The following is a 12350-nucleotide window of genomic DNA, read 5'->3' as shown; positions in this document are numbered from 1 at the left end:
ATAAACCAATACCTATAGGAGTTCATGCAGCATGCGCCACTTCGCCCGTCCCCTGATTGCATCCCTGATCGTCCTGGCCTACGCGGGTTCCGCGCACGCCGGCAGCTACTCCGTTGACAACCTGACGCTGTTCTCCAGCACCACCGCCACCACGGCCGAAGACGCGCTGCGCCAGAACGCGGCCCAGTTCGGCCTGCCTGCGTCGCTGAACAACCTGGGACTGGTGAAGGTGCAGGAATCGCTCACCGGCAAGCACTACCACTATCAGCAAATGCTGCGCGGCCTGCCAGTGGACCGGGCCGAGATCATCGTCTCCATCAGCAAGAGCGGCCAGCTGCAAAAGATCTTCAACGAAACCCGCTACATCTCCGACAAGGTGGACGCCAACGCCGTCAACCAGCTGTACAACCAGGCCCAGATCACCGACGACCAGGCGCTGGACAAGGCCTGGACCAATATGAAGGTGCAGCACCCGCTGGTGGCCACCCCGTCCTCCGAACTGGTGTGGGTCACCACCAAGGATGGCGTGCAACTGGCGCGCAAGGTGCGCATCGAAGCGCAGATGCCGACCGGCGGCTTCGTGCAGTTCCTGAACGCGCACAGCGGCGCCGTCATCGGCTCCTATTCCACTTCGCTGCCGCGCCGCGGCAAGCGCACGCTGGACGCCCGCGCCGAACTGGCCGGCCCGGTGCTGGACCGCCACGCCGCCACCAAGGCGATCAGCGACAGCCAGGATGCGCATGGCCGCAAGTTGCAAGGCGGCACAGTGGCCGCCGCCACGCCGTCCGGCATCAACGGTTCCGGCTACGCCTTCGACCCCGATCCACGCACGGTGCTCAACACCGACGCGCTGACCGACACCTCGCCCGCCTCCGCCTTCGACGCCGCCTACTCGACCAAGACCCTGCGCGACCTGACGGTGACCGGCGGCGTCTACAAGCTGAGCGGCCCGTTCGTCAACATCAAGGACATCGAAGCACCGAACACTGCGCCCAGCACCACCAGCAACGGCGTGTGGACGGCCAAGCGCGGCAACGACGCCTTCGACGACAGCAACGTCTACTTCCACCTGGACCAGAGCCAGCGCTACATCCAGTCGCTGGGCTTCACCGGCACCAAGTCCATCATCAACCGTCCGCTGGACGTCGACACTAACGGCGTCAACGGCGACGACAATTCGCACTACAGCGGCGGCGCCGCCGGTTCGGACTACCTGGCCTTCGGCCACGGCTGCGTGAACGACAGCGAAGACGCCGACGTGATCCTGCACGAATACGGTCACGGCATCCAGGCCAACATCAACAGCAGCTGGAGCGGCGGCGACACCGGCGCCATGGGCGAAGGCTTCGGCGACTACTGGGCCGCGTCCTACTCCTACAGCACGCCGAACGGCAAGATCTACCACCCGGAATGGGCCTTCAGCTGGGACGGCCACGGCGCCTGCTGGGACGGCCGCATGCTGAACCGCACCGACGCCAAGTACAACGCCAGCAAGACCTACGCCGCGCACCAGTCGGTGACCGAGGGCGGCGTCAGCTTCCAGTCGGATGAGCTGTGGTCGGCGCCGCTGTACCAGTCGATGGTGGCGCTGATCGCCGCCGGCAAGCCGCGCGCCAATATCGACCAGATCATCCTGGAGGCGCACTTCGGCCTGGGCAGCAACGTCAAGATGCCGGCCATGGCCACCGCCATCGTCAACGCGGCCAAGACGCTGTTCCCGTCGGACCTGACCTATGCCAACACCTTCCAGGCCAAGTTCGAGGCGCAGAACATCCTGTCGTCGGTGGTCAGCGGCCCGACCATCAGCGAAGTGGAGAGCAATAACACCACCGCCACCGCGCAAGCCATCGGCACCGCCGGCACCACCGTCAACGGCACCATAAGCGCCTCGTCGGACGTCGATTACTACAAGATCGTGCTGCCGTCGGGCAAAACGCTGGCCCTGACCCTGGCCCCGAACGCCAGCTCGGACTACGACCTGGAGCTGTACAACAGCGCCGGCACCAAGGTGGCGTCCAGCACCAATGGCACCGGAGCGACCGACAGCCTGAGCTACGGCACCGCCGGCACGCTGTACGCCAAGGTGATCTACTACGGCGGCGGCACCGGCGCCACCAGCGGCAAGTACACGCTCAAGGCCAGCTGGTAAGCAGCCAGCGGTCGAAATATCTTCCTTTCAACGCCCCGTTCCGGGGCGTTTTTTCGTCTGGCCGCCGAAAACCGCATTACGCTTGAGTGAGATTCAGAATCGGAGGCGGCGAACATGGTAAGCTTCGACCCCGGCGCTGTGACAGAGCCTCCCTTCCCACCAACTAATTATTGACCTCATGGATATCGTTCTCGCACTCAAAGCCCTGATCATGGGCCTGGTTGAAGGTTTCACGGAATTCCTGCCGATCTCGTCGACCGGCCATCTGATTCTGGCGGAACACCTGCTGGGCTTCCACGGCCTGGAAGAAAAAATGAAAGTGTTCGAGATCGTCATCCAGGCGGGCGCCATCTTCGCCGTCTGCTGGGAGTACCGCGCGCGCATCGCCGCCGTGCTGACCGGCCTGGGCGACCCGAAACAGCAGCGCTTCGCGCTCAACGTGCTGATCGCCTTCATGCCGGCCGCCGTGCTGGGCGTGCTGTTCAACAAGGCCATCAAGGCCAAGCTGTTCGCGCCGGTGCCGGTGGCGCTGGCCTTCATCGTCGGCGGCTTCGTCATCCTGTGGGTGGAAAAGCGCGAGAAAGCCAATCCGGCCATGTCCCGCATTAATTCGGTGGACGACATCACGCCGGTGGACGCGCTCAAGATCGGCATCGCCCAGGCGTTCGCGCTGATCCCCGGCACCAGCCGCTCCGGCGCCACCATCATGGGCAGCATGATCTTCGGCCTGTCGCGCAAGGTGGCGACCGAGTTCTCGTTCTTCCTGGCGATCCCCACGCTGCTGGGCGCCACCGTGTATTCGCTGTACAAGGAACGCGCGCTGCTGTCGGCCTCCGACCTGCCGCTGTTCTCGATCGGCACCGTGGCGGCCTTCGTCTCGGCCTTCCTGTGCGTGCGCTGGCTGCTGCGTTATATCAGCTCGCACACCTTCACCGCGTTCGCGTGGTATCGCATCGCCTTCGGCCTGATGGTGCTGGTCACCGGTTACACCGGCGTCATCGTCTGGGCCGATTAAACCTTAGTCGTAGTTTTGTTGTCGGAATCGAGTAGTAGAAATGGATCATCAGGAAAATAACGAGCGCGCCCTTCAGCTGCTGCAAACCGTGTTCGGCTACCCGGCCTTCCGCGGCCAGCAGGCGGAGATCGTCGGCCATGTCAGCGGTGGCGGCGACGCGCTGGTCCTGATGCCCACCGGCGGCGGCAAGTCGCTGTGCTATCAGATTCCCGCGCTGGTGCGCGACGGCGTCGGTGTGGTCATCTCGCCGCTGATCGCGCTGATGCAGGACCAGGTGGACGCGCTGGCCGAAGTGGGCGTGCGCGCCGCTTTCCTCAACTCCACCCAGACCTACGAGGAAGCCAACCGCATCGAGCGGCTGGTGCGCACCGGCGAGATCGACCTGGTCTACGTGGCGCCCGAGCGCCTGATGACGGAGCGCTGCCTGAACCTGTTCCAGGCGTCGAAGATCGCGCTGTTCGCCATCGACGAGGCGCACTGCGTATCGCAATGGGGGCACGACTTCCGGCCCGAGTACATCAAGCTGTCGGTGCTGCACGAGCAGTTCCCCAACGTGCCGCGCATCGCGCTCACCGCCACCGCCGACCAGCAGACCCGCGCCGAAATCGTCCACCGCCTGCAACTGGGCGACGCGATGCAGTTCGTGTCCTCGTTCGACCGCCCCAACATCCGCTACCAGATCGTCGAGAAAGCCAACGGCCGCAAGCAGCTGTTGGACTTCATCACCACCGAGCATGGCGGCGACTGCGGCATCGTCTACTGCCTGTCGCGCAAGAAGGTCGAGGAGACCGCCGAATTCCTGAACGAGAACGGCGTGCGGGCCATGGCCTACCACGCCGGCATGGAGCACGCCAAGCGCGCGGCCAACCAGGCCAAGTTCCTGCGCGAAGAGAACATCGTCATGTGCGCCACCATCGCCTTCGGCATGGGCATCGACAAACCCAACGTGCGCTTCGTCTGCCACCTGGACCTGCCCAAGAGTATCGAAGGCTACTACCAGGAGACCGGCCGCGCCGGCCGTGACGGCGAGCCGTCCAGCGCCTGGATGGCCTACGGCCTGCAGGACGTGGTGCTGCAGCGCCGGATGATCGACGAATCGGAGGCCGACGAAACCTTCAAGCGCGTGCTGGGCACCAAGCTCGATGCCATGCTGGGCCTGTGCGAAACGCTGAGCTGCCGGCGCGTGCGCCTGCTCGACTATTTCGGCGAGCAGTCCGGCCCTTGCGGCAACTGCGACACTTGCCTGATACCGCCGGTGTCCTTCGACGGCACGGTGCCGGTGCAGAAGCTGTTGTCGGCGGTGTACCGCGTCGACCAGCGCTTCGCGGCCGGACATGTGATCGAAGTGCTACGCGGCGTCGAGACGGACCGCATCAAGACCTGGCATCACGATTCGCTGTCGGTGTTCGGCATCGGCGCCGACCGCAGCGAACAGGAATGGCGCGCCATCCTGCGCCAGGTGATCGCGCTGGGACTGGTGACGGTCGACCATGAACAATACAGTTCGCTCAAGCTGACCGACGCCGCGCGTCCGGTGCTCAAGGGCGACCAGAAGGTGCAGCTGCGCCAGTACCAGAAGCCGGTCAAGCAGAAGAGCGCCGGCCGCGCGTCCAAGGGTTATGTGGAAAGCGACCTGTCGCCGCGCGAGCAGGCCATCTTCGACAAGCTGCGCTGGTGGCGGGTGGAGACGGCGCGCGCGCACGACGTGGCGGCCTACATCATCTTCAACGACGCCACGCTGCGCGAGATCGCCAAGGCGCGTCCTACCACGCTGTCCGACCTGCGCGGCATCTCCGGCGTCGGCGAGAAGAAGCTGGCGTCGTATGGCGACGAGATCGTCGCCATGATCAGCGAGATGGACTAGGCGACGCGCGACTGGGGTAGGCACTTGCGCAAACTGTCCCAGATTCTTGTTCTTTTCTCTTGAGTTGTGAGGCTGGTCCAGAGCAGGAAGGTTGGCGCGGGAATCTCGAGCTCGATAAACTCTATCGGCTCGGTGATGCTCCAGGCGGAAGCCGACTGGCCGGCACATTCGGGACAATAAGGCGGCAGTCCCATCTCGAACGGTTCACCGTCGATATCCGGATCGCAGGCGACCACCCCAAAGATCGCTTGTAAAACCTCGGCTTGCTTTACTTCGTCCAGCCCTCTTGCCTGAACATTTGCTTTTAATTCGCTGGCGACCTCGGAATAGGCGATGCAATGTACAGCATCCAGATAGCGTAACGCGGGAGAGTTCTTCTTCCTGAGCAAAAATTCGCCGTAGGCATGAGGACTTACTTGCGGAGCTTTGAAGGAAATTCCACAGGACTCACATCGGTATTCAAAGAGTACAAGTTTCATTTTTCCACCGGAGTAACAATCTGAGGCTTTAATATCTGATTGTAGTCTTGCAGTATAGCGTGGTTACTTTTTCCGGCAGCTCTCTCTGAACGAAAATGAATGACGTTATATCCATCCCTGCGTGCGGCTGCCCCTATCGATTGAGTGACCGAGCTAATAGCGCCTCCAACATAATCATATTTCGCGGCCACATCAGGTTCCGTTAAGTCCAGCACTCTCATGGCACTCTGAGTCATCGAGAACCGGATCACGTGCGTTGCCTGGATGCCGTAGTGCTTCATTTCGGACAGCGCTGTCTCGGCGTCCTCCGAAACATAAAAGGCTTTTCCAAACCGGCTGTTGGGATTCATGTACTTAGGATCAATGCCGTTGAGGATGCTGCTGACTTGACTCTTGTCGTTGAGCGTTGCATAGAAAGCGCTTGTGGTACGAATATCAGGATTCGTCATCTCCAGCTCCTGCCGGATTTTTCATTCGCAACTACACGGTTACCCAAACTATCGCTTGAGAAGAAGACGCTGGTTTTGATTGGTCACAGGGCTTGTGTGAGCTAATATCATGCCGAACCAGAAGGATATCGACATGCACGCACCGACCATATTTAATCGATCGCTCGGCCAACTGGCCGGAATCATCAAAAAACTAGAAGCGAACCCCAAAATACTTGGCGCTCGGCTGCATGCGGAGATGCTGCCGTTTGCCTCGCAGGTGCGGGCCACGGCTAATTTTGCGTTGCGGGGATGTTGTCCGCTAGCGGGTTTGCCGCCGGTGAGTTTCGATGGCGTTGAGTTGTCCTTTGCCGCGCTGGCGAAGCAGATCGATGACACCATCGCCTACATCGCCGCTATCCCGCTGCAGCAGTTCGAAGGCCCGGCCGACCGCATGTGCCGTGACCGCGCCGGTTTTGCCGACATCGAACTGCCGGCCAATGAATATCTGAACCTGTACATCCTGCCCAACTTCTACTTCCACTTCAGCATGGCCTACGCGATCGCGCGCAGCCACGGGGCGGACATCGGCAAGCAGGACTTCGACGGCTACCACCTGTACGCGCCGGGCTTCTCGTTCGAAAAGCCTACGACGTAACGATGCTGCGGTAACGGCTGGGCGGCGCGCCGACGCTGTCGCGGAAGCGGTGGCTGAAGTGGCTCAGGTCAGCATAGCCGCAGGCGTCGGCGATCTGCTGCAAGGGTTGGTCGGTGGTCTTCAACAGCTGGCGCGCATGTTCCACGCGGCGCGCCGCGATCCACGCCGACGGCGGCATGCCGAACGAGATCCTGAACATCCGCGCCAGATGGTACTCCGACATGCACGCCAACTGCGCCAGCATGCCCAGCGAGATATTCTGCCCCAGGTTCGCTTCGATGTAATCCGCCAGCCGGCGCCGCACCACCGGAGCCAAGCCACCGCGCACGCGCTGCTGATGCTGTGGCATCGATTGCGACAGCAGCAGGTGGCTCAAGGTCTCGTGCGCGACCTCGTTGGCGCGCAGTTGACCATCCGCACCTTCCCACGACATATCCGCCAGGTCCGCGCACAGGCGGCCGATGCGTTCATCTTCAAAGTAGGTGCGGTCGGCCAGCGTGACCTCGCGCGGCTCGCGGTCCAGCTCCACCACCGCGCGCCGCGTGAAATGCTCGGGCAGGAAGTAGACGTGCAGGAAGCGCAACGGCCCGCGCACCGTCCAGCTGGACTCGTGCCAGTCCGGCAGCGTGCATAGACGCTCCGGCGCGCCGTACAGGCCGGGCAGCTCGTCGCGCTCGGTGCGGTAGCCGCCGCCCATGTAGTAGGACAGCGTATGGTGGCCCGGCTTGTTGTAGCTGGTCTCGGCCACCTCGGTGTCGCGGCGCCAGATGGCCACCGCCAGCTCGTCGCCCAGCCAGGCGAAGCGCTCCAGCACCGCATCCGTTTCGGACATGGTGCGGAACACCGCATGCGAAATCAGCCCGTCCGGCGCGCGGGCGGGGGTGGCATCGGTGGCGTTGGAAGGGCGGGCTGGCACGGCGCGAACATTCAGTAAGAGTTGACTTAAAGTCTAGCACGGAGCGCGCCCACCCCGCTGGCGGCCGGCCGATTTGCGCAATTTCAGACAAGCGCCGCCCACGCGCACCCGGCATGCTGGCAGCATGAATATCTTCCTCTACCTGCTCACCGTCCTGATCTGGGGTACCACCTGGATCGCCATCACCTTCCAGCTGGGCGTCGTGCCGGCGCCGGTATCGATCGCCTATCGATTCTGGCTGGCCGCCGCCGTGCTGATGGGATTTTTGCTCGTCACCCGCAAGCCGTGGTGGCCGCCACGCCAGGCCTGGCGCTACCTGATCGCCCAGGGCCTGGCGCTGTTTTGCCTGAACTTCCTGTGCTTCTACTACGCCAGCCAGTGGATCACCAGCGGCCTGGAAGCCGTGGTGTTCTCCACCGCGCCGATCTGGAACGCCATCAACGGCCGCATCTTCCTCGGCCGGCCGATACGCCGCCAGGTGATGATGGGCGCCCTGCTCGGCCTGACCGGCATCGTGCTGCTGCTTTCGCCGCAGATGGCCGGCCACTGGAACGACAGCAAGGTGATGATGGGCCTCGCGCTGACCTTGGGCGGCACGCTGTGCTTCTCCTGCGGGAACCTGCTGTCGAGCCGCATGCAGTCGCTGGGCCTGACGCCGTGGCTGACCAACACCTGGGCCATGCTGATCGGCTCCACCACGCTGGGCGTGGCGGCGCTGGCGCTGGGCATGCCGTTCGCGCTGGAGCCGAGCACGCGCTACGTCGGCGCCCTGCTGTACCTGGCGATTCCCGGCTCGGTGATCGGCTTCACCGCCTACCTGTTGCTAGTCGGCCGCATAGGGCCGGACCGCGCGGCCTATTCCACGGTATTATTCCCCATCGTGGCACTGACCATTTCAACGATCTATGAAGGCTACCACTGGACGCCGACGGCCCTGGCCGGACTGGCGCTGGTACTGGCGGGGAATTTGCTGGCGTTCCTGCCGCTGGCCTCGCGCACCAAAGCGATGGGAGCCGCATAAAACAGGGAAACGCATGAACCGATACGTCGCTGCACTGACATTGGCATTAGCGGCGTCCGCACAAGGCGCCGAAGCGCCGGCGGACACCATCTACCGCAACGGCTACATCTACACCGTCGACGCGAAGGACAGCGTGCAGCAGGCGTTGGCCGTACGCGCCGGCCGCATCGTCTACGTCGGCGACAACGCCGGCGCCAAGCCGCTGACCGGCAAGAAAACCAAAGTCATCGACCTGCACGGCCGCATGCTGATGCCCGGCCTGATCGACGGCCATATGCACCCGCAATCGGGCGGCAGCCGCCTGCTCAACTGCAGCCTCGATTACGCCGCGCTGACGGTAGCCCAGTTCCAGTCGCGCATCCAGGCCTGCCTGGACAAGGACAAGAAATCCGACGCCGGCCGCTGGCTGGTGGTGGTCAACTGGTTCCAGCAAGGGATGCTGCCGGACGGCGTGGAAACCACCGCCGCCACGCTCGACGCGCTGAAGACCGAACGCCCCGTCATCGTGCGCTCGTCCTTCGGCCACTCGGCACTGCTCAATTCAAAAGCCCTGCAACTGGCCGGCATCAAGCGCGACACGCCCGATCCCGCCGGCGGCAAGATCACCCGCGACGCCAAGGGCGACGCCACCGGCCTGCTGGAAGACGCCGCGCAGGACATGGCGATGAACCTGCTGCCGCAGCTGACCGTGGCCGAGAACCTGGCCGCGTCCAAAGCCGCACTGGCGGCGATGCGCAAGCAGGGCATCACCAGCTTCCTCGACGCCTACACCGATCCCGAAACCATGACCGCTTTCGCCGACCTGCACCAGCAGGGCAAGCTGACGGCGCGCGCGCACTTCGCGGTGCTGATCGACCTGGATAAAGGCGCCACGCCGCAAAGCGCGGTGGCCGAACTGCTCAAGCAGCAGAAGCAGTTCGACCAGGGGCCGACCGTCGTCGCGCCATCGATGCAGGTGCGCCACGCCAAATTGTTCATGGACGGCGTGATCTCCGCCCCGGCCTTCACCGGCGCCATGCTGGAACCCTACCTGGTCAACAAGGGCACGGCGGACAAGCCAGACTGGCAGCCCGGCGCCAGCACCGGCCCGGCCAGCTACTTCTCGCCAGAAGCGTTGAAGACCACACTGACGGAACTGGCCAACGCCCACATCGATCCGCACATCCACGTCGATGGCGACCGCGCCGTGCGCGAATCGCTGGACGCCATCGAATACCTGCGCTCCACGCCGGCCGGCAAGGACGTCCGCCCCGCGCTGGCGCACGACGAAATCGTCGCCCCGGCCGACTACCCGCGCTTCGCCAAACTGGACGTGACGCCGGTGCTGTCCTTCCAGTGGGGGAAACCGGCGCCCGACACTGTGGGCGCGTTGAAGGACTACATGGGTCCACAGCGCTACGCCATCGTCGAACCGCAGGCGCTGCTGCTGAACGCCGGCGCGCGCATCGCCTATGGCAGCGACTGGCCGGTCGATCCGCTCGACGAATGGTTCGCGCTGAAGGTCGGCGTAACCCGCACCGCAGCACCCGACGCCGGCAAGGAATACGCCGGCACGCTGGGGCCGCAGCCCGGCATGCCGCGCGCCGCCGTGCTGCGCGCCATCACGCTCAACGCCGCCTACACACTGCGCCAGGAAGCGCTGACCGGATCGCTGGAGCCGGGCAAGCTGGCCGACATGATCGTCTTGGACCGGAATTTCTTCACCATTCCGGCCGAGGACATCGCCAATATCAAGGTGCTGCAAACTATGGTGGGCGGCAAAATTGTGTATCAGGCCCAGGGCATGCGTTAAGATGTCGGCCTTTAGATAAACAGGCATAAACAGGCCCGCCATGGAACTCGTCATCTCCCTGCTGATCATTGCCGTCACCGGCCTGGTGGTCTACGCGATCATCAAGACCAATCCGGCCAAGCCGATGCCGCTTCCGGCGCGTCCCGCCACGCCCTACGAACCGAAGCTGCCGGAAGGCGCTCCGGCGCTGCACTGGTCCGACGACGGCCGCTTCCTGGTCGAAGTGGTCAACGAATCGCGCTACCAGGCCACGCTCAAGGCACTGGCCGGCGACCATGGCGACCAAGCCGCCGCAACGCCCTACCTGGCCACGCTGGTGCCGGACGACGTCAATCCCTACGAAAGCGCCGCCGTCGCGGTCTTCCTCAACGGCCGCATGACGGGCTACCTGTCGCCCAAGGCATCCGTGACCTTCCGCGCGCTGCTGAAGCACAAGGAAATCGAAGGCCAGGTCACCAGCTGCGAGGCGCAGGTGCGCGGCGGTGGCGTGTGGCAGAGCGGCCATCTGGCCTATGTCGTGGTATTGGACATGGAGCAGCTGGAGAAGTGATGAAGGTGTTTGCCCTGTCCCTGCTGATGGCGGGCGCCGCATCGGCCCAGCCGCTTGCGCTTCACTACGCGCAAAGCCCGCCACTGCAATATGCCGACACGCGCGGCGTGCTGACGGGCCACGCCGCCACACCTGCCATCACCGCGCTCACCGCGGCCGGTATCCCGTTTGTCGTGCACCAGACGCCGGCCAAGCAGCAGCTGGTGCTGATGCAGGCGGCCGAGCAGGAACCCGCCTGCATGCTGGGCTGGTTGCAAACGCCGGAGCGCGAACGCATCGGAAAATTCTCTGAAGTGGTGTATGAGGACAAGCGCCCGTTCGCGCTGACCTGGAGCGGCAATCCCGCCATGCACAACGAGGAAGCGCTGAAGGATACGCTGAGCGACAAGCAGCTGCGCGTGGTGGTGAAAAAAGGCACATCCTACGGCACCACGATCGACCGCGGACTGCTGCGCTACAAGACGCCGACCATCCCGAGCAGCGCGGACAGCCAGCAACTGCTGGACATGCTGCGCCGGCACAGCATCGATTACTTCTTCATCACGGAGGAGGAATTGGAGGAAGCGATCAAGGCTTCGGGTTATCCGGCCTCGCACTACAAGCGCATCTACTTCTCCGACCTGTACAAAGGCTACGAGCGTCGCCTGTGGTGCAGCAAGTCGGTGCCGGACGAGACGTTCAAACGCTTGAACGCCACCATCGTCCGGCTGCGCAAATAATTACTTCTTGGTGAAGACCAGGTCCCACACGCCGTGGCCCAGTTTCAGGCCGCGGTTTTCAAACTTGGTCAGCGGACGATAGGCCGGCTGCGGCGCATAGCCGTCGGCGGTGTTCTGCAGGCCCTCTTCCGCGCCCAGCACTTCCAGCATCTGCACCGCGTAGTCTTCCCAGTCGGTGGCGCAATGCAGGTAGCCGCCCACGGCCAGCTTCTGCACCAGCAGTTTGACGAACGGCGACTGGATCAGGCGGCGCTTGTTGTGGCGCGCCTTGTGCCACGGGTCCGGGAAGTAGATATGCACGCCGTGCAGCGAGCCGTCCGGGATCATCTGGTTCAGCACTTCCACCGCATCGTGCTGGATCGCCTTCAGGTTGGTCAGGCCCTGTTCCTCGATCAGCTTGAGCAGGCTGCCCACGCCCGGCGTATGCACTTCCACGCCGATGAAGTCCTTCTCCGGCATCACGCCGGCGATGTGTGCCGTGGTGCCGCCCATGCCGAAGCCGATCTCCAGCACCACCGGCGCCTTGCGGCCGAAGGCCTGCTCATAGTCGAGCGGCGTCTTGGCGTATTCGATCATGTACTTCGGGCTCAACTCCTCCAGCGCGCGCGCCTGTGCGGTCGACAGGCGGCCTGCACGCGTGACGAAGCTGCGGATGCGGTGTTCGGTCGGGTCGTAGAGCATCGGCCGCGCTGGGCCGTCTTTAGGGGTATCGGAAGACATGTGATGAAGTGAGTCGATGAATTATGAGGCAGCATTATA

Annotated in this window: 12 protein-coding genes; 8 read left to right on the top strand and 4 right to left on the bottom strand. The window is 63.7% G+C overall.

What is annotated here, in order from left to right; genetic code table 11:
- Window positions 1-31 precede the first annotated feature (31 nt).
- The 3 genes from D0T21_RS17405 (at window position 32) to recQ (ending at window position 5028) form a co-directional block, all read left to right on the top strand.
- Window positions 32-2149, top strand: coding sequence for a M36 family metallopeptidase (locus D0T21_RS17405; RefSeq protein ID WP_116992045.1), 2118 nt, complete (start codon window positions 32-34; stop codon window positions 2147-2149).
- Window positions 2150-2327: 178 nt separating this feature from the next.
- Window positions 2328-3164 (top strand): undecaprenyl-diphosphate phosphatase, encoded by an 837-nt coding sequence (locus D0T21_RS17400; protein WP_116992044.1) that lies wholly within the window; start codon window positions 2328-2330, stop codon window positions 3162-3164.
- Between the two features lie 40 nt (window positions 3165-3204).
- Window positions 3205-5028, top strand: a complete 1824-nt coding sequence (gene recQ, locus D0T21_RS17395) for a DNA helicase RecQ (RefSeq protein WP_116992043.1) — start codon at window positions 3205-3207, stop codon at window positions 5026-5028.
- Here the strand turns inward: recQ and D0T21_RS17390 are convergent.
- Entirely contained in the window at window positions 5025-5507 is a 483-nt protein-coding gene (locus D0T21_RS17390; RefSeq protein WP_116994444.1) for a hypothetical protein, read from the bottom strand. The genes recQ and D0T21_RS17390 overlap by 4 nt on opposite strands.
- Window positions 5504-5956, bottom strand: coding sequence for an RES family NAD+ phosphorylase (locus D0T21_RS17385; RefSeq protein ID WP_116992041.1), 453 nt, complete (start codon window positions 5954-5956; stop codon window positions 5504-5506). The genes D0T21_RS17390 and D0T21_RS17385 overlap by 4 nt, the downstream gene beginning before the upstream one ends.
- Window positions 5957-6065: 109 nt before the next feature.
- On the opposite strand from D0T21_RS17385, the gene D0T21_RS17380 reads away from it, so the two are divergent.
- Window positions 6066-6593: a DUF1993 domain-containing protein gene (locus D0T21_RS17380; RefSeq protein ID WP_229211531.1), complete on the top strand. Its 528-nt coding sequence runs from the start codon at window positions 6066-6068 to the stop codon at window positions 6591-6593.
- On the opposite strand, the gene D0T21_RS17375 is transcribed toward D0T21_RS17380, so the two are convergent.
- Window positions 6583-7509 (bottom strand): helix-turn-helix domain-containing protein, encoded by a 927-nt coding sequence (locus tag D0T21_RS17375; protein ID WP_116992040.1) that lies wholly within the window; start codon window positions 7507-7509, stop codon window positions 6583-6585. The two genes, D0T21_RS17380 and D0T21_RS17375, sit on opposite strands and share 11 nt — an antisense overlap.
- 124 nt (window positions 7510-7633) lie before the next feature.
- Here D0T21_RS17375 and D0T21_RS17370 point away from each other — a divergent pair, with 124 nt between their 5' ends.
- Genes D0T21_RS17370 through D0T21_RS17355 form a run of 4 tightly spaced genes read left to right on the top strand, consistent with a single transcriptional unit; the run spans window position 7634 to window position 11591 of the window.
- Complete coding sequence (locus tag D0T21_RS17370) at window positions 7634-8530, top strand: DMT family transporter (RefSeq protein WP_116994443.1); 897 nt, start codon at window positions 7634-7636, stop codon at window positions 8528-8530.
- Window positions 8531-8543: 13 nt separating this feature from the next.
- Window positions 8544-10322: an amidohydrolase gene (locus D0T21_RS17365; protein WP_116992038.1), complete on the top strand. Its 1779-nt coding sequence runs from the start codon at window positions 8544-8546 to the stop codon at window positions 10320-10322.
- A 40-nt stretch (window positions 10323-10362) separates the two neighbouring features.
- A complete protein-coding gene (locus D0T21_RS17360) occupies window positions 10363-10872 on the top strand; it encodes a hypothetical protein (RefSeq protein ID WP_116992037.1) in 510 nt (169 codons plus the stop codon).
- On the top strand, window positions 10872-11591 hold the full coding sequence (locus D0T21_RS17355; RefSeq protein WP_116992036.1) for a transporter substrate-binding domain-containing protein: 720 nt from the start codon (window positions 10872-10874) through the stop codon (window positions 11589-11591). The genes D0T21_RS17360 and D0T21_RS17355 overlap by 1 nt, the downstream gene beginning before the upstream one ends.
- On the opposite strand, the gene trmB is transcribed toward D0T21_RS17355, so the two are convergent.
- Complete coding sequence (trmB, locus tag D0T21_RS17350; RefSeq protein WP_116992035.1) at window positions 11592-12272, bottom strand: tRNA (guanosine(46)-N7)-methyltransferase TrmB; 681 nt, start codon at window positions 12270-12272, stop codon at window positions 11592-11594.
- Window positions 12273-12350: the final 78 nt, after the last annotated feature.

Source organism: Duganella sp. BJB476, assembly GCF_003416895.1.
Classification (GTDB): domain Bacteria; phylum Pseudomonadota; class Gammaproteobacteria; order Burkholderiales; family Burkholderiaceae_D; genus Rugamonas.
The sequence above is the reverse complement of the archived record's forward strand: the minus strand, read 5'-3'. Positions and strand labels throughout refer to the sequence as shown.